The following is a 20,276-nucleotide window of genomic DNA, read 5'->3' as shown; positions in this document are numbered from 1 at the left end:
CCCATCTTTCAATTCGAGAACCGCATCATGAGCAATTCCGAAAACCACGATCCGAAAGCCATCGTCGAAGCTGCAAAGGGCCGCAAGCTGCGCTCGCGCGCCTGGTTCGACAATCCCGACAATGTCGACATGACGGCGCTTTATCTCGAGCGTTACATGAACTTTGGCCTCAGCCAGGCAGAGCTGCAGTCGGATCGCCCGATCATCGGCATCGCCCAGACCGGTTCGGATCTTTCGCCCTGCAACCGTCACCATCTGGAACTGGCACATCGCCTGCGCGAAGGCATTCGTGAAGCCGGTGGCATCGCCATCGAATTCCCGGTCCACCCGATCCAGGAAACGGGAAAACGCCCGACGGCGGGCCTCGACCGTAACCTCGCCTATCTCGGCCTCGTCGAAGTGCTCTATGGCTACCCGCTCGATGGCGTCGTGCTGACCATCGGCTGCGACAAGACCACGCCGGCCTGTCTGATGGCGGCGGCCACCGTCAACATCCCGGCCATTGCGCTTTCCGTCGGCCCGATGCTGAACGGCTGGTTCCGTGGCGAGCGTACCGGTTCCGGCACCATCGTCTGGAAGGCGCGCGAACTGCTGGCCAAGGGCGAGATCGATTATGCCGGCTTCGTCAAGCTGGTCGCTTCCTCGGCGCCGTCCACCGGTTATTGCAACACGATGGGCACGGCAACGACCATGAACTCGCTTGCCGAAGCGCTCGGCATGCAGCTTCCCGGTTCGGCTGCCATCCCGGCGCCGTATCGCGACCGTCAGGAAGTTTCCTATCTCACCGGCCTGCGCATCGTCGACATGGTCCGGGAAGACCTGAAGCCTTCCGACATCATGACCAAGGAAGCTTTCATCAACGCAATCCGCGTCAACTCGGCGATCGGCGGCTCCACCAATGCGCCGATCCACCTCAACGGTCTCGCCCGCCATATCGGCGTGGAACTGACGGTCGATGACTGGCAGCATTACGGCGAGGAAGTGCCGCTGCTGGTCAACCTGCAGCCGGCCGGCGAATATCTCGGCGAAGACTATTACCATGCCGGCGGTGTTCCGGCCGTCGTCAACCAGCTGATGACGCAGGGTCTCATCCACGAGGATGCGATGACGGTCAACGGCAAGACGATCGGTGAAAACTGTCGCGGCGCGGTGATCGAGGACGACAAGGTCATCCGCACCTACGACAATCCGCTGAAGCCGCATGCCGGTTTCCGCGTCCTGCGCGGCAACCTGTTCAACTCGGCCATCATGAAAAAGAGCGTGATCTCGGAAGAATTCCGCAATCGCTACCTGTCCAATCCGAACGACCCGGAAGCCTTCGAGGGCCGTGCTGTGGTGTTCGATGGACCGGAAGATTACCATCACCGCATCGACGATCCGTCGCTCGCCATCGACGGCACGACGGTGCTGTTCATGCGCGGTGCCGGCCCGATCGGTTATCCGGGTGCTGCCGAAGTCGTCAACATGCGTGCCCCGGATTATCTGCTCAAGGAAGGCATCAGCTCGCTGCCTTGCGTTGGTGATGGTCGCCAGTCCGGTACATCCGGCAGCCCGTCCATCCTCAATGCCTCGCCGGAAGCGGCGGCAGGCGGCGGTCTCGCCATCCTGCGCACCGGCGACCGCGTGCGCATCGATGTCGGCCGCGGTACGGCGGATATCCTGATTTCGCCGGAGGAACTGGAAGCGCGTCACAAGGCACTCGCGGCCGATGGTGGCTACCAGTACCCCAAGCATCAGACGCCATGGCAGGAAATCCAGCGTGGCATCGTCGGGCAGATGGAATCCGGTGCGGTTCTCGAGCCGGCGATCAAATACCAGCGCATCGCCCAGACTGCAGGTCTGCCGCGCGACAACCACTAGCATTCCCACTGAAAATCAGGGGTGGTTTTCGGGCGATGCTGCACACAGACTGATTGAACGGCGGCGTCTCGCGCGCCGCCGAGGAGCACGAGGAATTGGTGACGGCCGCCGGCCGTCATCTGGAGGATCAAGCGGCTCGTTGGGAGCACGCTTTTTTTGGGAGAGAAGCCATGACTATATTCAAATATCTGTCGACGGTGGCGATCGCTGCTGCCGTCGCCTTTGCCGCACCGGCATTTGCGGCCGACAAGGGCCTCGTCGGCGTTGCCATGCCGACCAAGTCCTCGGCGCGCTGGATCGCCGACGGCGACAACATGATCAAGGTTCTGCAGGAGCGCGGTTACCAGACCGATCTCCAGTACGCCGAAGACGATATCCCGAACCAGCTTTCGCAGATCGAAAACATGATCACCAAGGGCGCCAAGGTGCTCGTGGTCGCCTCGATCGACGGCACGACGCTGTCGGACGTCCTTGCCCAGGCCCATACGGCCGGCATCAAGGTCATCGCTTATGACCGCCTGATCCGCGACACGCCGAATGTCGACTATTACGCGACCTTCGATAACTTCCAGGTTGGCGTTCTGCAGGCAACCACGCTGGTCAAGGCCCTCAAGGCCGACACCGAAAAGGGCCCGTTCAACATCGAACTGTTCGGCGGTTCGCCGGACGATAACAACGCCTACTTCTTCTATGACGGCGCCATGAGCGTTCTTCAGCCGCTGATCGACAAGGGCACGCTCGTTGTCGGCTCCGGCCAGACCGGCATGGACAAGGTCGCCACCCTGCGTTGGGACCCGGCAACCGCACAGGCTCGTATGGACGCCATCCTGTCCTCGACCTATTCCGACAAGAAGCTGAACGCTGTTCTGTCGCCTTACGACGGTATCTCGATCGGCATCCTGTCGTCGGTCAAGGGCGTTGGTTACGGCTCCGGCGACTCGCCGATGCCTTTCGTTTCCGGTCAGGACGCTGAAGTGCCTTCGGTCAAGTCGATCATCGCCGGCGAACAGTATTCGACCATCTTCAAGGACACCCGTGACCTTGCAAAGGTCACCGTCGACATGGTCGATGCCGTCATGAACGGCAAGGAACCGCAGGTTAACGACACCAAGACCTACAATAACGGCAACAAGGTCGTACCGTCCTACCTGCTGAAGCCGGTTGCCATCGACAAGACCAATGTCGATCTTCTGGTCAAGAGCGGTTACTACACCGAAGCACAGATCAAGTAATTCGATAATGCCGCGCGGCGTTTTAGCCGCGCGGTTCCTTTATATTGGGAGTTGTCATGCTTGATCCCGTAATATCTGCTGCGGAAAAGCCGCCTATTCTTGAAATGCGCGCCATTTCGAAAAGTTTTGGCGCCGTGAAGGCGCTCTCCGATGTCAGTTTTGATGTCAGGGAAGGCGAGATCCACGCGCTCGTCGGCGAAAATGGCGCCGGCAAGTCCACCTTGATGAAGGTCCTTTCGGGCGTTTACCCGCACGGTTCCTACGAGGGCTCTATCCTTTTCGGCGGCGAAGAACGGCATTTTCGCGATATCAACGACAGCGAAAAGCTCGGCATCATCATCATCCATCAGGAACTTGCGCTGATCCCGCTGATGTCGATTGCGGAGAATATCTTTCTCGCCAAGGCGCCGGCAAAATTCGGCGTCATCGATCGCGATACCCGCTATCGGCGCACCCGCGAATTGCTCGCCAAGGTGGGGCTGACCGAAGCGCCGGAAACGCTGATCACCAATCTCGGCGTCGGCAAGCAGCAGCTGGTGGAAATCGCCAAGGCGCTGTCGAAAGACGTACGCCTGCTGATCCTCGACGAGCCGACGGCCTCGCTTAACGAGACCGATAGCGCCGCCCTTCTGGAGCTTCTGAAGGAATTCCGTCGCGCCGGCATCACCTCGATCATGATCAGCCACAAGCTGAACGAGATCACCGAAGTCGCCGACCGCATTACGGTTCTGCGCGATGGTCGCACCGTTGGCACGCTCGATTGTCACGAGGGTGCGGTCGATGAGGACGAGATCGTCCGCCGCATGGTCGACCGCGATCTCGAAAGCCGCTATCCGGCCCGCACGCCGAAAATCGGCGAGGTGATCTTCGAGGTCGAGAACTGGTCCGTATACCATCCGCAGCATTCCAGCCGGCAGATGGTCAAGAATGTCTCGATGAAGGTTCGGGCCGGCGAAGTCGTCGGCATTTCGGGCCTGATGGGCGCCGGACGCACCGAATTCGCCATGAGCGTGTTCGGCCGCGCCTATGGCCGCGATATCACCGGCACCGTGAAAATCCACGGCAAGGAAGTGGATACGTCCGACGTTCACAAGGCCATCAAGGCGGGCCTTGCCTATGTCACCGAAGACCGCAAGCATCTGGGCCTGATCCTGGCGGAGGATATCCGCAAGAATGTCTCGCTTGCGCATCTCGGCGGTGTTTCGAGCTCGGGCGTGATCGACGACATCAAGGAAATGAAGGTGGCGCAGGAATTCCGCACCCGCATGCGGATACGCAGCCATAACGTCTATCAGGAAACCGGAAAACTTTCGGGCGGCAACCAGCAGAAGGTGGTGCTGTCGAAATGGCTGTTCACCAGCCCGGATATCCTCATCCTCGACGAGCCGACACGCGGTATCGATGTCGGCGCGAAATACGAAATCTATTCCATCATCAACGAACTTGCGGATGCCGGTAAGGCCGTCGTCGTGATCTCGTCGGAAATGCCCGAGCTTATCGGCACATGCGACCGGATCATGGTGATGCACGAGGGCGAATTTGTCGGCGAAGTGGCCGGCGAAGAGGCTACGCAGGAAAATATCATGCGCGCCATCATGCGCCGCAAGGGGAGATAAACCCATGAGCACTCCACAGGAAGCAACTATCGCTCCCAAAGCGGCGACCGGTTTCTGGAAGGAAAACCTTCGCGACTACGGCATGCTGATCTCGCTGGTCGTCATCGTCATCTTCTTCCAGTTCGCCACCGACGGCATTCTTTTGAAGCCGCTCAACGTCACCAACATCATCCTGCAGAACTCCTATATCGTCATCATGGCGCTGGGCATGCTGATGGTCATCGTCACCGGCCATATCGACCTTTCGGTCGGCTCTGTGGCTGGCTTTATCGGCGGCCTTGCCGGCCTGTTGATGGTCCGCTGGGGCGTCGATATCTGGCTCTCGATCATCGCCTGCCTTGTGGTTGGTGGTGTGATCGGCGGCGTCCAGGGGTATTTTGTCGCCTATTTCAAGATCCCGTCCTTCATCGTCACGCTCGCCGGCATGCTGGTCTTCCGTGGTCTGATGATCGCCATCCTCGGCAGCCAGGCCATCGGCCCGTTCCCGCCGATCTTCCAGAAACTGTCCTCCGGCTACGTCGTCGAACTGATCTCGTCGGATGGCGGCATCTATCTGACCTCGTTGCTTATCGGCCTCATTCTCGCAGCCCTGCTCGTCTGGCAGAATGTTCGCAGCCGCTCGCGCCGCGTCATGCATGAGGTCGAAAGCGAGCCTTTCGGTTTCTTCATCGGCAAGAACATTCTCGTTCTCGCCGCCGTCGGTTACGTCGCCTACCTGATCTCCTCGCATCGCGGCCTGCCCAACGTGCTGATCATCATGGCCGTGCTGATCGTCGCCTATGGCTTCTTCACCAACCGCACCATTCTCGGCCGGCAGATCTATGCCGTCGGCGGCAATGCCCGCGCAGCCGAACTGTCGGGTATCAAGACCACGCGTCTGGTGTTCTGGACCTTCGTCAACATGGGCGTTCTGGCAGCGCTTGCCGGCCTCGTTGTTGCCGCGCGTTTGAACAGCGCCACGCCAAAAGCCGGTACCGGCTTCGAGCTTGACGTCATCGCGGCCTGCTTCATCGGCGGCGCCTCGGCTTATGGTGGTGTCGGCAAGGTTACCGGCGCGGTCATCGGCGCCTTCCTGATGGGCGTCATGAACAACGGCATGTCCATTCTCGGCATCGGCATCGATTACCAGCAGGTCATCAAGGGGCTTGTTCTGCTCGGCGCTGTCTGCGTGGATGTCTACAACCAGCGTCGCTGATCGTTTCCGATCGTCACGACATCGATACCGGCGCCGTCATCTCGAAGACGGCGCCGTTTTCGTTTCGCAGTGTATGGGTACCGTGCAACTGCTTCACGAAACTGCCGATCAGCTTGCTGCCCATGCCGACGCGCCGCTCGGTTTCCACGACAAGTCCCGGTCCGTCATCACGGATGCTCAGGCTGAATTCGTCGCCCTGTTCCTGCAGTGAAACAGTCAATGTTCCGGCATTTCGTCCGGCAAAGGCATATTTGAATGCGTTGGATACGACCTCGTTGATGATCATGCCGAGTGGCAGCGCCTGCTCCCGGTCGACCGTTACAGCCTGCAGATCGAGATCCAGCTTAACCGGTGTGTCATATGCCGAAGCAACATCCTTGATCAGCTTCTCCGCATAGGCTGCGACGTCGACCCGTTCGAACTGGTCGTTCTGGTAGATCTGTTCATGCACGGCAATCATCGCGCCCACCCGGCGGCTCATGTCGCTGCGTGCTTCCGGCGGCAGCGGCTGCAGGCGCACCAGCGCCAGCACCGCCTGCAGATTGTTCTTCACGCGGTGGTGGATCTCGCGCAGCAGAAAGCGGTTGCGCTCGAGCGCCTGTTCCAGTTCCTCGTTGCGCGCGGCGTAACGATAGAGCAGCCGCGTGATCCAGAACGATGCCAGCACCAGCACGAACATCAGCGGCACGGCAAACAGCGCGTCGGACCAGACATTGTTCCAGAACTGGTCCAGCACTTCCTGTCGCTCGATGGCGGTCAGCGAGATCAGCGGCCAGCCATTGACCTTCCAGAAGCCGACAATGCGGGAATAACCGTCGATCGGCGAAACCGGGCTGTGATAGACGCCCGACTGCGCGGTGCGCGTCATCGGGTACCATTCGGTGGTGCTGAGATCGACCGCCTTTGCGGAGACCGGGCGGCGCGCCACCAGCCAGCCGTCGTCGCGCACGGCAGAAACGGTGGAATGCGGACCAAGCCCCATCGAAGCCCAGAAACGGTCCATTGTCTCGTTCGGAATGGCGATCGTGGCAACGCCGACGAATTGCGCATTGCGGGTGATCCGGCGTGCGATCATGAAGGCCGGCTTGGAGGTGCGCTCGTCCTCGAACAGCCGCGATACGGTCATCGGTTCGCCGTCGCGCAGGCGCTGGAAATAACCGCGATCGCCATGGTTCAGCGGCGCGGCATTCGGAATGCTTGAAAGGCGCTGCAGGCCGTTTGCATCGAAAACCGAATATTCGAAGCCGGAAGGCAGGTCTCCGACCGCTTCGGCAATGTTGGCCAGCGCGTTTTCAGGTGAAGCGATCGGATCGTCGCCCAGCGCGGAATCGATACGGCGTAGCGCCTGGTTGCTGGCTTCCATCATCCATTCGACATGGGCTGCCACAACATGTGCAGAGGATATCGCCCGTGCTTCGCCGGCGGCCAGCGAACTCTTGTAGTTCTCCAGCAGGATCAGGCCGGTGACGGTGGTAATGGCGAGGAGGAAAATGCCCGTCAGCCACAGGGGCAGCGTCGGCATGGCGCGAAGCGAACGCGGCGATGCGGGCATTGATTCGTCAGACACGACCGCGATTCCCCTTCTTGTCCCGCAGTCGTATCATGTTGGTGCGGAAGTCAAAACGCCATTCCATTCAATGCTTAACCAAATTTTAACCGCAGGAGTCAAAGGGCCATGCAATTTATGATTGCATGGCCCTTTGGTGTCATCCATAGCGAATATGGTCGGCAAATACGAGCGTTTTCCAACGAATGCTCATATTCCACGGTGCGTCAGTTCACCCCATGCGTTCCGACGCGTAGCTGCCGGGGCTTGGCGGAAACACGATCGTGCGGTTGCCGTTGATGAACACGCGGTGATGGATATGTGCATGGATGGCACGGGCCAGAACCTGCGCCTCGACGTCACGCCCCAGCGAGACGTAATCTTCCGGGCTCTGGGCATGGGTCACGCGCACCGTGTCCTGCTCGATGATCGGACCTTCGTCGAGATCGGCGGTGACGTAATGCGCCGTGGCACCGATCAGTTTGACGCCGCGCGTATAGGCCTGCTTGTAGGGGTTGGCGCCCTTGAAGCTCGGCAGGAAGGAATGGTGGATGTTGATGATCCGGCCCGACATCTTCTTGCAGAGCGCGTCCGACAGCACCTGCATGTAGCGCGCCAGAACCACCAGCTCGGTGCCGGAATTTTCCACCACTTCCAGAAGTTGCGCTTCGGCCTGCGGCTTGTTTTCCTTCGTCACCTTGATGTGGTGGAAGGGAATGTCGTGGTTGACCACCAGTTTCTGGTAATCGAAATGGTTGGAGACAACGCCGACGATATCGATCGGCAGCGCGCCGATCTTCGAACGGTAGAGAAGGTCATTCAGGCAATGGCCGAAACGCGACACCATCAGCAGCACTTTCATGCGCTCCGATGCGTCGAAGATTTCCGCTTCCATCGCGAATTTTTCCGCAACCGGCGCAAATCCATCGAGCAGGGCCTGACGGTCGACGCCTTCCTCAGAAATGAAGCTGATGCGCATGAAGAAGCGCTTTGCGTCCAGGTCGTCGAACTGCGAACTGTCGACGATATTGCAGCCTTTTTCCGCCAGATAGCCGGAAATCGCCGCAACAATGCCGCGGCTGGTGGGGCAGGACACGGTCAGGACATAGCTGCTCATGATCAATTCCTCGTTCGCTGGGCACGCATCATGCTGCGGCGCACCCGGTATGGTGACTGGCGGCGGACCATATCGATGGCCCCGCCGGAATGGAAACAGGTTTTTTGACCCTGCAGCGAATTTTGCCGGCAAGACATTGCTGCCCATGTCCCGACGCCTGACGAATGTAAGGTGGCGGCGTGGCGATGCCGTTCTCAAAGCGTCGTCTGTCCGCAGATCAGCGCCAAGCCGGTTGCGCAACCACCGGCGATCGGACAATAACGGCTTCATAAGGCTCGGCTGATATCAGCAATGCCGCAGCGCAAAAACGGGGAAGCGGTTTCATGGCAGATCTGCAGGCGATCCTGGATGATATTCACGCGGAGCTGAAGCCGCGGCTGGGCGAGGGCAAGGTCGCCGATTACATTCCCCAGCTTGCCCATGTCGATCCGAAAAAATTCGGCATGTCGCTGATTACCGTCGATGGCACCGTCCACAAGGTCGGTGATTGCGATGAGCCGTTTTCCATCCAGAGTATTTCCAAGGTTTTCACGCTGACCATGGCGCTTGGCAAGCATGGCGAAACCACCTGGAACCGGGTCGGCCGAGAACCGTCCGGCTCGGCCTTCAACTCCATCGTCCAGCTGGAAAACGAAGGCGGCAAGCCGCGCAATCCGTTCATCAACGCCGGTGCAATCGCGGTCAGCGACCTCGTGCTCGCCGGCCATACGCCGCGCGAGGCGATCGGCGAAATCGTCCGGTTCGTGCGTTATCTCGCCGATGACGAAACGATCGCCATCGATCCGGCCGTTGCAAAATCGGAGGAGGCGACCGGGTTCCGCAATGCGGCGCTGGCCAATTTCATGCGCGCCTTCGGCAAGCTCACCCATCCGGTCGAACACGTGCTCGGCGTTTATTTCCACCACTGCGCGCTCGCCATGACCTGCACGCAGTTGGCCCATGCCGGCCTGTTTCTGGCGGCCGGCGGCACCAATCCGCTCACCGGCCATTCGGTCGTTTCCAGCCAGCGGGCCCGCCGTATCAACGCGTTGATGCTCACCTGTGGCCATTATGACGGCTCGGGCGAATTCGCCTATCGTGTCGGCCTGCCGGGAAAAAGCGGTGTCGGCGGCGGCATTCTCGCCGTCGCACCCGGCAAGGCTGCCGTCACCGTGTGGTCGCCGGGCCTCAATGAAAACGGCAATTCGCAGCTGGGTTCGCTGGCGCTGGAAATGCTCGCCGCCCGCACCGGCTGGTCCGTGTTCGGCCCGGCGTGAAGCGGGCGTAGATCAGGCCTTGCGTCCGGCCTCCATTCCCGCAGCAATGCCGGCGCCGAGATAACGCGTGTCGCTGCCCAGGATGAAAAATGTCATGCCGGCCTCGGCCCATTTGCCGACATCCCCCGTGGTCGGGCGAAAAATACCTGCCACCTTGCCGGCGCGGCGTGTTGCCTTGGCAATGGTCATGATCGCCGCATCCAGTCGATCGGCATCGGCGGGCGTGGTGGCGCCCAGTGATGCCGCCAGATCGGACGGCCCGACAAAGATCACGTCGATACCGTCCACCGCGACGATCTCGTCGATATTGGCCAGCCCTTCGGCTGTTTCCACCTGAATGGCCAGCACCAGTCGCTCATTGGCGGAGGCCAGATAATCGGGGATTTGATAGCCATAGGATGTGGCCCGGCCCGGTCCCAGCCCTCGCTCGCCGATCGGCGGAAAACGTGTGGCCTTCACCGCCGCCCGTGCCTGTTCGGCATTGGAAATGCGCGGCACCAAAACGCCGGCCGCTCCCGCATCCAGCACGGCGGCCGTCCATTCCGAAGCGTGGCCCGGCACGCGCACCATGGCCGGCACCTGCCGCACATCGGCGGCGCGCACCAGATCCTCGATCCGTTCACGGCTGATCTGCGCATGCTCCCAGTCGATGCAGAGAAAATCGGGGCCTGCGGCCGCCGACACCTCGATCGCGACCGGATGCGGAATGGCGCAAAAAATGCCGACAACGCGATCCTGTGCAACGCAACGCTTACGAAAATCAGTCATGCTTTCCCTCATGCGATATCGGCATCTGCTGCACCAGGCATGCCGTCGCAGATCCTGAGCGCCGAGTATGCGCACAAAGGTCAGAACGACAAGCCGTGATTGCCGGCTATTGCGCTTTCTGCCGCGGACGATAGGTATGGAATGCGCAGCCGTGGTCGCGTGCATGTGGAATGGGATTTGGAGTTGGAATGACGCCGGAAGAGGATGCAGAGACCGCAAGACTGGCCTTTCGTGATGCCATGTCGCGCCTTGCCGCCGCCGTGCATGTGGTCACCACCGATGGTCCTGCCGGTCGTGCCGGCTTTACCGCATCCGCGGTCACCAGCGTTACCGACAGGCCGCCGACGCTGCTCGTCTGTCTCAACCGGGCAAGCTCGGTCGCCGGCCTGTTCGAAAAGAACGATGTGCTTTGCGTCAACACACTGACATCGGCACAGGAAGAGATTTCCCGCGCATTCGGTGGCTCCACCCCGCAGGCAGACCGTTTTGCCGCCGGCGAATGGACAACGGGTGATACCGGCGCACCGATATTGAAGGACGCGCTCGTTTCCTTTGATTGTCGTATCGAAAGCGCTGTCGCCAGCGGCACACATCATGTGCTGTTCTGTCAGGTGCTGGGCATGCAGACCGGTGCGGATGAGGATGAGGCGCTGGTCTATTTCCGCCGCCGTTATCACCGTATCGGCTGAATTTTTCCCAACGACAGTGCGTGCGGTCTTGCCAGTGCTGCGGCAAACGGCAAGATTGGCTGGATGGTGTTTTGGCACCGCTTCTCGCCCACGAAAACGCGCCGGGGAATTTCATGACCGACATCGCAATGATCAGAGCCGCCCGTGATCGGATCGGCAACCATGCCCGCCGCACGCCCTTTCTGTCCTCGCCCTTTCTCGACGAAATCGCCGGGCGCCGCCTGTTCGTGAAAGCGGAATGCCTGCAGCTGACCGGGTCGTTCAAGTTTCGTGGTGCATGGTCTGCCATCTCGGTTCTGGACGAGGAAACGCGGGCGCGCGGCGTCATCGCCTTTTCCTCCGGCAACCATGCGCAGGGCGTGGCACTTGCGGCGCGCATGCACGGCGTGCCGGCCGTCATCATCATGCCGGCGGATGCACCGCGCATGAAGATCGAAAATACCCGTGCCTATGGCGCCGAGGTCGTTCTCTATGATCGCCAGAAGGAAGATCGCGATGCCATCGGCGAACGTCTGTCGGCAGAGCGCAATCTCACCCTCATCCGCCCCTTCGATGAGCCTTATGTCGTGGCCGGTCAGGGCACGGTCGGTCTGGAAATCGCCGAGCAGGCGAAGGAGCACGGCATCACCCGCGCCGAGGTTCTGGTGCCCTGCGGCGGCGGCGGCCTGACATCCGGCATCGCGCTGGCGCTGGAAGCCGAAGCGCCCGATTTTCTGGTTCGCCCGGCCGAGCCACAGGGTTTTGACGATACCGCGCGATCACTCGTTTCGGGCCGGATCGAGCGCAATCCGGCCATGGGCGGATCGATCTGCGATGCCATCCTGACGCCCGCTCCCGGCAACGTCACCTTCCCCATCACCTCGCGCCTGTGCGGCCCCGGCCTCGTGGTCAGCGATGATGAAGCTCTGAAGGCGATGGTGCTGGCATTCACCCGCCTCAAGATCGTTGTCGAACCCGGCGCTGCCGTGGCGCTCGCCGCCGCGCTTTTCCGCAAGGACGAGGTGAAGGGCGATACGGTCATCGCCGTCACGTCGGGCGGCAATGTCGATGCCGATCTGTTCGCCGAAGCGCTGCGCCGGTTTGGTTGAAGCCAAGCTGCGATGAGCTGGGTCGAAGGACGGGCGAGTATTTGCTCGCCCTGAATATATTTGCCCGGGATATTTTGCGCTGCAAGTAAAAATGCTGCGACGCACAATATAAATTGGCTGAAATCTACCACTTGTCCCCGCAATCATTAGGGGAAATTTAGTCAATATTGAACATTCATTTTGCAATGCGAGATCGCCACGGTCGCGCGGAGGATATCGGGTCGACGCACGCAATGGGGATTGCGTCCCGTCGGTCCCTTTGGGGGCGTTGCAATGAAGTTTTCGGTTCGCAATATTCTGGTCACCGTTTTTGCGGTTCTCAGTCTGACGGTCATGGGCTTGATGGGGCAGCAATTGCTGCGCCAGATCGACGCCCAGCACACATCCAGCCAGCTGGCGGGTCTCGCATCACTGGACAAGGCTCTGTTCGATGCGCTGCTCGGCATGCGCGGCGAGCGTGGTGCCATCAACTCGGCGGTCAAGCTGGAACCGGTCGACATGGCCTCCACCCGCAAAAATATCGATGACGGTCGCCGTGATCTCGATGCCGCCTTCAAGGATGCCAAATCGGTTATCGACACGGTCGAACCCGCAAGTCTGAAGACCAGCGTTGGACCGGTTCTCGACAATTACGCCAAGTGGCTGGATCTGCGTCCGAAGATGGATGCGGCGCTCGCCCTGCCGGTCAAGGATCGCGATGCGAGCGTCGGCAAGAGCGCGCTGACCCTCGCCGACCAGATGCTGGTCGATCTCGAAAAGGCTTCCTATCAGGTCGAAGCGGTCATCAATGCCCGCGGCCCGGCGATGATCATGTTCACACAGCTGCGCTCGCTGGCATGGACCTCGCGCACGCAACTCGGCACCGCCAATTCGTCCATCGTCGGCGCCATCATTTCCAAGCAGCCGCTGCCGGCCGAAAAGCTTGCCGAAATCGCCGTGCAGGATGCGCGCGTGTTTCTGGCCTGGGATGTGATCTCGCAGATCGTTGCCAGCGATACCACGCCGGCTGCCATTCGCGATCTGCACAAGGTGGCGCAGAATACCTATTTCTCCGGCGCCTATGCCGAACAGAAGGCCACTGCCATCAAGCAGTTCCAGGCCGGCCAGCCGTTTGCCATGAATGTCGATGACTGGCGCAAGCCCGCAGGTCCCGCACAGGCCTCGCTTGCCGATATCGCCTCGGCGTCCCTGAAGGAAATGACGGCGATCACCGCCGCCAACAATGCCGCCTCGCTTCGGTCGATCATCGTTTACGGCGTCGCCACGCTTCTCGCTCTCGCGCTGTCGATCGTCGGCTTCACCACCATCATCTTCCGCATCGCCAACCCGATCACCGCGCTGACCGGTGCCATGCGAAAACTCGCCGCCGGTGACCTGTCGGTCACGATTGCCGGATCGAACCGCAAGGACGAGATCGGCGACATGGCGCGTGCGGTCGAAGTGTTCCGCGAGGCATCGGTCCACAATCGCCAGCTGGAAGAAGACGCCGTCCGCTCGCGCCAGAGTGCGGAAGCCGAACGGATCGCGTTCCAGAAACGCGCCGAAAGCGAAGCGGAAGAACGCCTGACGCAGGCGACTTCGGGCCTCGCCACCGGTCTGCGTCGCCTCGCTTCGGGTGATCTGCTCTGCGAAGTCGAAGAGGTGTTTTCCGAACAGTTCGAGGCATTGCGCCACGATTTCAACAGTTCCGTCCGCCACCTGCGTGATGCGCTGGAAGGTGTCGCCAAGTCGGCGCTGACGGTGCGCAGCGGCAGTGGTGAGATTTCCACGGCTTCCGACCAGTTGGCCAAACGCACGGAACAGCAGGCCGCTTCGCTGGAGGAAACGGCTGCGGCTCTGGAAGAGGTCACCACCAACGTCAAGCAGACCTCTGAACGTGCCGCCGAAGCCCGCGAAATGGTGCGCCATGCCAGCACCCGCGCCGGCACGTCCAGCTCGGTAGTTTCGAACGCTATCGATGCCATGGGCCGGATCGAACAGGCCTCGGCCCAGATCGGCCAGATCATCGGCGTCATCAACGACATCGCTTTCCAGACCAACCTTCTCGCGCTGAATGCCGGTGTCGAAGCCGCGCGTGCAGGAGAGGCGGGCAAGGGCTTTGCCGTGGTTGCGCAGGAAGTGCGTGAACTCGCCCAGCGATCTGCCAATGCCGCCAAGGAGATCAAGGTCCTAATCGGCAATTCCGAGGCAGCGGTGACGCAGGGCGTGACGCTGGTCAACGATACCGGCAATGGCCTGAAGGAAATCGCCGATCTCGTTGCCGCCATCAACCAGCATATGGATGCCATTGCGGTCGGCGCGAAGGAACAGGCGTCGGGTCTCACCGAGATCAACACCTCGGTCAACCATATGGATCAGGTGACACAGCAGAACGCCGCCATGGTGGAGGAGATGAATGCAGCCGGCGCCGGTCTCGCGGATGAAAGCGCGCGCCTGTCGGAACTGCTCTCGCGCTTCGAGATGCGGCAGGCCACGCCTGCCGGCCATTATGGACGGCGCGCCGCCTGATCGAGACACAAGACTGCGCAGTCAATTGAAGGCCCCGGACAACAGTGTCCGGGGCCTTCATGCGCTGCGGTGGATCAGTTTGTTTCTGCGCTCGCCACATCCGTGCCGCTCTGGGCAACGTCGATGCTGGCGATGACCGACATGCCGGGCACCAGCTTTTCCGAAAGCGGCTGCTGTGCATCGACGGCCACCCGCACCGGCACGCGCTGCGCCACCTTGGTGAAGTTGCCGGTGGCATTGTCGGCCTTGATGATGGTGAATTCGGAGCCGGTTGCCGGCGCAAACCGCTCTATACGGCCGGTAAATTCCTTGTGGCCGAGTGAATCGACGGTGAAGGTCACCTTTTGGCCGACGCTCATGCCGGCCAGCTGGGTTTCCTTGAAATTGGCGACGACCCATGTGTGGTTCGGCACGATCGAGGTCAGCTGCGTGCCGGCCGAGACATACTGGCCAAGACGGCCGGAGACTTCGCCAAGTGTGCCGTCCTGCGGCGCGGTGATGCGGGTGTTCTGCAGGTCGATATCGGCCAGCTCGACGGCGGCCTTGGCGCCCTCGACGGTTGCCTCCAGCGAACGGCGGCTGACGATGACGGTATTGAGATCCTGCTCGGCCACCTGTTCGGCGGCTTGCGCCTGATGTACGGCGGCGACCGCCTGATTGTAGGTGGCGCGGTTCTTTTCCGCTTCGCTCTGGCTGGCGATGTTCTTTTCCAGAAGCGCTGTCGTGCGATCATTGGCCATGCGGGCGGCATCGAGCGCAGCCTGTGCGCTTTCGACGGCGGCCTTGGCGGAAACGATCTTGGCTTCCGCGGTCTTCTGGCTCTGCTGCGAATTGTCGAGTGCGGCTTCCGCCTGCGCCTCGGTCGCCTTGGCCTGTTCCAGCTTCTGGGTGAAGATGCGGTCGTCGATGCGTGCGATCAGGTCGCCCGCCTTGACCTTCTGGTAGTCCTGAACCGGTACTTCGACAAGATAACCGGCGAGCTGCGGGCTGAGCAGCGTCACCTGCCCGCGCACATAGGCGTCGTTGGTGGTTTCCACCGAATTGTGAAAGGGCGGCAGCTGCCAGGTATAGAGGATCACCAGAATACCGGCGGCGCCGATGAGCAGTGCCACATAGGTGGCGAGGGAACGGAAGGCGTTCATTGTGTTGTTCTTCTTAGCGGTTCGTTGTCTTTGAAATCAGGAGTTCACGGCCACGGGCGTTTCCGTTTCGCGCGGCTTGAAAAGTGCGTGTCGGTGTCGCCAGGCCATGTGCAGACACAGGCAGGCGAGCGCGGCGAGAGACATGGCCGAGGTCAGCAGGAAGGCGTCGTTGTAAGCCAACACATAGGCTTGGCTCTGGATCAGTTTCGAAAGCTGATTGGCGCCCTGTATGCTGCGCAGATTGCCGTCCTGCGTCGCATGACTGAAGGCTGCGGCATATTGCTGAAGTCGCGCCGTCAGCATCGGATCGGTCGGGTTCAGCCGCGAGATGATGCGGAACGAATGAAACTGTTCGCGCCATGTCACGAAGGTACCGAACAGCGCGCTGCCGAGATAACCGCCGACCTTCTGGGTGGCGAGAAACACCGCCAGAAAGCTGAGAATGTAGACGAGGCCGCGTTGCAGCGCTGCGCCAAAACCCACGGCCATGGCCGGCGGCAGGAACATGCCCATGGCAAAGCTCACCAGAAACTGGCTGAAATACATCTGTTCGGGCCGGGTCAGCACGGTCGACTGGCTGTCCATATAGCTGCCGATGGCGAGCAGAAGCAGCGAGACGGCATGGATGATTTCCTCGCGGCCCGGTCGCGACAGCCAGGCGCAGAAGGCACCGGCACCGAGCGAGCCGACGAGGATGACGATATAAAGCCCCTGCAGCTGGTCATTCAGCAGGCCAAGCTGGCGGAACATGTTGATGGCGCCACTCGATTGTTCCGACAGAAGGACGCGGAACAGCAGCAGGATGCCGGCGAAATGAATGATTTCACGCGAGGTCAGCCAGCGGATATCGATCAGGTTGTTGCGGCGGTTGAGTTCGATGACGGCGCAAATCATGCCGGAGGCGACACCGACGGCCATCATCCATCCCAGCCACGGCGCTTCCGTCCACCAGTAAAGCCGGCCAAGCGTCAGCGCGGCGGCAAAACAACCCATGCAGACGGCAAGGAAGGTGAAGCTGACATAGTCCATCCACTGCATCACTTTCATGCGCGGTGGAGAGGTCAGCGGCAGAAGGAATATCATTGCCAACGAAACCAGCGACAGGCCGAGTTCCAGCATGTTGAGCGTTGCCCAGTCGCCGAGATCAAACAGGCCGGGTGACAGAAGGCCGGCGACAGGAGTCGGCAGGGCAATGGCGGTCAGGGCGATGGCGGTGCCCACGCTGAGCTTCTGTTTGGGCGGAAAGACCTCGATCGTGTAGAGAAAGGCAAGCGACGACAAGGGTGCTGCGGCCGCGCCGGCAAAAAAGCGCAGGATCATCGCCGAGGTAAAGTCGTTCGCCCACAGATGCGCGATCGACACCAGAACATAAACGCCGATGGCAACCTCGGCAAAATTGCGGATGCCGTATTGCATGCGGATCTTGAACAGGAACAGGCCGAGGCTGGCGTTCGGGAACACATAGGCAGCCATCAGCCATGCGGCTTCATTGGTAGTCACGCCCAGAGGGCCTGCCACCTGCTGCAGGTTCACCGTCAGGAAGGAAAGACCAAGCCCCTGCGTCAGTGCCACAATGGTGGCGGCCATGATGTAGCCGAAAGCGATCAGCGGCGGTTTCGGAATGAACGCCGGAGGGGCTGCCGGTGCAGCAGCAGGGGCCGGCTTTTCCTCGGTCTGTTCCTGCTCGGATGGCTCGGTGCCATCTTTCGCCTCGGGCGCATCATCCGCCGCGCGGGCAACGGTTTCACGCGGGGACATGCTGCACCTCAAGATCGGCCACGCGGCCGGTTATGGTTTGCAAAAGCAGCGTCAGTCCGCGCAGGTCCTCCATGTCAATGTCGGCAAACACTTCCTGACGCATCTGGTCGGCAATCGAGCGCACCAGCGTTGCCTGTTCTTCACCATGCGGGGTGAGGGCAATCCGCTTCACGCGGCGGTCGTCGGCAGACTGACGGCGCTCGATCAGGCCATTTTCCTCCATCCGATCCAGCAGGCGCACCATGGTCGCCTGTTCCAGCTCCAGCTCGAAGGCAAGTTCGGTCTGCGCCATGTCCGGCCGCTCCGCAAGGCGCCACAGGGCGCGGGCGCGCGGGTAGGTCAGCCCATGCGCTGTCACCCGCTGATTGAAGGCGGTGCGGATCTTGCGGCTGGTCTTGGTCAGCGCCTCAAGAAAATCGGATTGGGCTTCGGTGCGTTTCATCTGACAGACTGATAGTTAGTGTGCTAATGGTGTGTGATAAATAGTTAGCACAGCAACTATTGCATTGCAATGAATTGATGGTTGTCATTGCGTGTCGCCAGATATGCAAAATGGGCAGGGCTGGGAGAGATGGATGACGCAGATCATCCGTTGACGACGGCGTTTTTCATCCCGATAGGGTCAGGCCGAAAAGTGTGGTAATCGCCACGCAGACAATAACCGGAGTGAAATCGTGAGCGAACCGTCAGTCACAGAAGCAACAACCCGCATTTATGAATCGCTTCAGGCGGACAATGCCGACATCGATCTGCATATCGCGAGCCTCAAGGCAGCGCTTGCGCGCGAGGGCGTGAAGGAGGCGGTCTTCGATCCGGCCAGGCTCGTACAGAACAACCGCTCCGGCCGAAAACTGATGCAGGCCTATTTTCGCCAGCGCGGCGTGACGGTGAAATTTGCCGCTGAGTGAATCTGCTGAGTTGTGACCCGAAGCGGCTCGACTATTGCAGCTAGCGCTTCTGCGCTGCGTTCGCTTCGGTTTTCACCGGCCCACTACTCGCGCAAAGTATCGGCAACAAGCGCATTGGCATGGCCATGACCCATGCCGTGCTCCTGCTTCAGCCAGTTGGCAAGCTCCATGTGTTTCTTCCCGCCTTGCCCGCGGATGAGTTCCTTCCACTCAGCGATCGGACGGCCATATTTGGCTTCGATGGAAGGGAAATAGGACGCAGGACCTTTGACCGTCTCGTTTGCCATGGCGCACCTCCGGCTGCAGCAGTTTCAGCCCGCGATATTAACAGGAAGCAATCCGCTGTCATCGTCTGCGGTCGCCCTGCAGGATAATCGGTGCATTCAGCATGCCGCATCGAGGCTCGTCCCGGTGCCGCCTTCTTTCGGCCAAAACGTTGCATCTATAAGCGCATATGGACACGTTCGACGCTTACATCCCTGAAGATATCTATTCCCTGCTGGTCATGATCGTGGTCGCGCTCGTTGCGATCTGGCTGGTGATGTTCGTCGTCCGCAAGCTGATCGGCATCGCCATTGTCGCGGGTCTGGTGATCGGCGGCTTCATGGTCTGGCAGGATCCGAGCCTGCTGCGCACGGCCCAGGACAGCGCGCTGAGTTATTATGACCAGTGGCAAAACGGCGCTCCGGCCGGTAATGAACGCGGTCAGTGGTAGCTGGCCGGCCCGCCATATTTCCTTACAACACCGTCAAACCTCTTGCCGCAAAGATCGCCCGTGCCTGTGCAACGGAATCCGGCGTCGGCGTCGGCGAATCCTTCAGCGGATATTCGATGCCCAGCTGCTCCCATTTCTGGGTGCCCATCTGGTGGAAGGGTAGAACCTCCACCCGTTTGACGATGTCGCCGAGGTCGGCGACGAAATCGGCAAGGCGGGCAATATCTTCCGCGCCATCCGTCCAGCCGGGCACCAGCACGTAGCGCAGCCACATCGGTTTTTGCAGGCGTTTCAGGCGGTGGGCGAAATCCAGCGTCGGCTGCAGCGGTTGCGCCGTCAGGCGCTTGTAGGTGTCCGGGTCGGAATGTTTGATGTCGAGCAGAACGAGGTCGACATTGTCGAAAAATGTATCCTCGACATTGCCGTGCAGAAAACCTTGCGTGTCCAGCGCGGTGTGCAGGCCAAAATCCTGCTTGATGCGGCGAAACATCTCGCCGACAAAACCTGCCTGCATCAGCGGCTCGCCGCCGGAAATCGTCACGCCACCGGCAAATTTCAGGAAACCGGCATAGGGTTTGATCTCGGCAATGGCGTCATCCAGCGTGATGCGGCGGCCGTTATGCAGTTTCCAGGTGTCCGGGTTGTGGCAATAGAGACAGCGGAACTGGCAGCCCGCCATGAAGAAGACAAAGCGCATGCCGGGACCGTCTACTGCGGCGCCGCTTTCGACCGAATGCAGAAAGCCGTGATCGAGTGGGGTGTGGTGGCCGGCGGCCGCTTTTGGCAAACCGTCCTTGATCGTGAGGATATCCATGGTGAGGCTCATGGTTTGTGGCGAATGATGTGGCTGGAGGTCCCGCGCGCAGAAACCTGCGCGC

Annotated in this window: 18 protein-coding genes; 10 read left to right on the top strand and 8 right to left on the bottom strand. The window is 60.6% G+C overall.

All coding sequences use genetic code 11. The features are described from left to right. The first annotated feature begins 27 nt into the window (after positions 1 to 27). From AAIH70_RS12425 to mmsB, 4 genes are all read left to right on the top strand, one after another. Positions 28 to 1,860, top strand: coding sequence for an IlvD/Edd family dehydratase (locus tag AAIH70_RS12425; RefSeq protein WP_132275422.1), 1,833 nt, complete (start codon positions 28 to 30; stop codon positions 1,858 to 1,860). A 170-nt stretch (positions 1,861 to 2,030) separates the two neighbouring features. After that, entirely contained in the window at positions 2,031 to 3,092 is a 1,062-nt protein-coding gene (chvE, locus tag AAIH70_RS12420; protein ID WP_132275424.1) for a multiple monosaccharide ABC transporter substrate-binding protein, read from the top strand. Between the two features lie 56 nt (positions 3,093 to 3,148). Next, the gene (gene mmsA, locus AAIH70_RS12415; RefSeq protein ID WP_132275427.1) at positions 3,149 to 4,708 is read left to right on the top strand and encodes a multiple monosaccharide ABC transporter ATP-binding protein; all 1,560 of its coding nucleotides are present in this window, start codon (positions 3,149 to 3,151) and stop codon (positions 4,706 to 4,708) included. A gap of 4 nt (positions 4,709 to 4,712) precedes the next feature. After that, on the top strand, positions 4,713 to 5,903 hold the full coding sequence (gene mmsB, locus AAIH70_RS12410) for a multiple monosaccharide ABC transporter permease (RefSeq protein WP_132275430.1): 1,191 nt from the start codon (positions 4,713 to 4,715) through the stop codon (positions 5,901 to 5,903). A gap of 13 nt (positions 5,904 to 5,916) precedes the next feature. Here mmsB and AAIH70_RS12405 read toward each other — a convergent pair whose 3' ends face one another. Next, positions 5,917 to 7,470 (bottom strand): sensor histidine kinase, encoded by a 1,554-nt coding sequence (locus AAIH70_RS12405; protein WP_132275434.1) that lies wholly within the window; start codon positions 7,468 to 7,470, stop codon positions 5,917 to 5,919. A gap of 211 nt (positions 7,471 to 7,681) precedes the next feature. Next, the gene (purU, locus tag AAIH70_RS12400) at positions 7,682 to 8,566 is read right to left on the bottom strand and encodes a formyltetrahydrofolate deformylase (RefSeq protein WP_132275438.1); all 885 of its coding nucleotides are present in this window, start codon (positions 8,564 to 8,566) and stop codon (positions 7,682 to 7,684) included. Positions 8,567 to 8,889: 323 nt separating this feature from the next. On the opposite strand from purU, the gene AAIH70_RS12395 reads away from it, so the two are divergent. Then, positions 8,890 to 9,822, top strand: coding sequence for a glutaminase (locus tag AAIH70_RS12395; protein ID WP_132275441.1), 933 nt, complete (start codon positions 8,890 to 8,892; stop codon positions 9,820 to 9,822). 12 nt (positions 9,823 to 9,834) lie between these two features. Here AAIH70_RS12395 and AAIH70_RS12390 read toward each other — a convergent pair whose 3' ends face one another. Beyond that, positions 9,835 to 10,590: an HpcH/HpaI aldolase family protein gene (locus AAIH70_RS12390; RefSeq protein ID WP_132275444.1), complete on the bottom strand. Its 756-nt coding sequence runs from the start codon at positions 10,588 to 10,590 to the stop codon at positions 9,835 to 9,837. A 188-nt stretch (positions 10,591 to 10,778) separates the two neighbouring features. Between AAIH70_RS12390 and AAIH70_RS12385 the strand changes: the two genes are divergently transcribed. From AAIH70_RS12385 to AAIH70_RS12375, 3 genes are all read left to right on the top strand, one after another. After that, on the top strand, positions 10,779 to 11,279 hold the full coding sequence (locus AAIH70_RS12385; RefSeq protein WP_207908264.1) for a flavin reductase: 501 nt from the start codon (positions 10,779 to 10,781) through the stop codon (positions 11,277 to 11,279). Between the two features lie 113 nt (positions 11,280 to 11,392). Then, positions 11,393 to 12,367 carry a threonine ammonia-lyase gene (locus AAIH70_RS12380; protein WP_132275450.1) on the top strand — a complete coding sequence of 325 codons (975 nt, stop codon included), beginning with the start codon at positions 11,393 to 11,395 and terminating at the stop codon, positions 12,365 to 12,367. A gap of 273 nt (positions 12,368 to 12,640) precedes the next feature. Then, positions 12,641 to 14,875, top strand: coding sequence for a methyl-accepting chemotaxis protein (locus AAIH70_RS12375; protein ID WP_132275453.1), 2,235 nt, complete (start codon positions 12,641 to 12,643; stop codon positions 14,873 to 14,875). A gap of 74 nt (positions 14,876 to 14,949) precedes the next feature. On the opposite strand, the gene AAIH70_RS12370 is transcribed toward AAIH70_RS12375, so the two are convergent. From AAIH70_RS12370 to AAIH70_RS12360, 3 genes are read right to left on the bottom strand one after another with little or no spacing between them, the layout of a single operon-like run. Continuing rightward, a complete protein-coding gene (locus AAIH70_RS12370) occupies positions 14,950 to 16,017 on the bottom strand; it encodes an HlyD family secretion protein (protein ID WP_132275456.1) in 1,068 nt (355 codons plus the stop codon). Positions 16,018 to 16,053: 36 nt separating this feature from the next. Next, the gene (locus AAIH70_RS12365; RefSeq protein WP_245519193.1) at positions 16,054 to 17,775 is read right to left on the bottom strand and encodes an MFS transporter; all 1,722 of its coding nucleotides are present in this window, start codon (positions 17,773 to 17,775) and stop codon (positions 16,054 to 16,056) included. Further along, on the bottom strand, positions 17,762 to 18,217 hold the full coding sequence (locus AAIH70_RS12360; protein WP_132275459.1) for a MarR family winged helix-turn-helix transcriptional regulator: 456 nt from the start codon (positions 18,215 to 18,217) through the stop codon (positions 17,762 to 17,764). Before AAIH70_RS12360 ends, AAIH70_RS12365 begins: the two co-directional genes overlap by 14 nt. 229 nt (positions 18,218 to 18,446) lie before the next feature. Between AAIH70_RS12360 and AAIH70_RS12355 the strand changes: the two genes are divergently transcribed. Next, positions 18,447 to 18,683, top strand: coding sequence for a hypothetical protein (locus AAIH70_RS12355; protein WP_132275462.1), 237 nt, complete (start codon positions 18,447 to 18,449; stop codon positions 18,681 to 18,683). Between the two features lie 83 nt (positions 18,684 to 18,766). Here AAIH70_RS12355 and AAIH70_RS12350 read toward each other — a convergent pair whose 3' ends face one another. After that, positions 18,767 to 18,970, bottom strand: a complete 204-nt coding sequence (locus AAIH70_RS12350) for a DUF4287 domain-containing protein (protein WP_132275465.1) — start codon at positions 18,968 to 18,970, stop codon at positions 18,767 to 18,769. 167 nt (positions 18,971 to 19,137) lie between these two features. Here AAIH70_RS12350 and AAIH70_RS12345 point away from each other — a divergent pair, with 167 nt between their 5' ends. Continuing rightward, positions 19,138 to 19,398 carry a hypothetical protein gene (locus AAIH70_RS12345; protein ID WP_132275468.1) on the top strand — a complete coding sequence of 87 codons (261 nt, stop codon included), beginning with the start codon at positions 19,138 to 19,140 and terminating at the stop codon, positions 19,396 to 19,398. Between the two features lie 22 nt (positions 19,399 to 19,420). Here AAIH70_RS12345 and pflA read toward each other — a convergent pair whose 3' ends face one another. Beyond that, positions 19,421 to 20,212, bottom strand: a complete 792-nt coding sequence (gene pflA / locus AAIH70_RS12340; protein WP_132275471.1) for a pyruvate formate-lyase-activating protein — start codon at positions 20,210 to 20,212, stop codon at positions 19,421 to 19,423. Positions 20,213 to 20,276: the final 64 nt, after the last annotated feature.

This window comes from Neorhizobium sp. BT27B, from assembly GCF_050455485.1.
Lineage (GTDB): Bacteria > Pseudomonadota > Alphaproteobacteria > Rhizobiales > Rhizobiaceae > Neorhizobium.
Note: the sequence above shows the minus strand (reverse complement) of the source record. Positions and strands in the feature narration are given on the sequence as shown.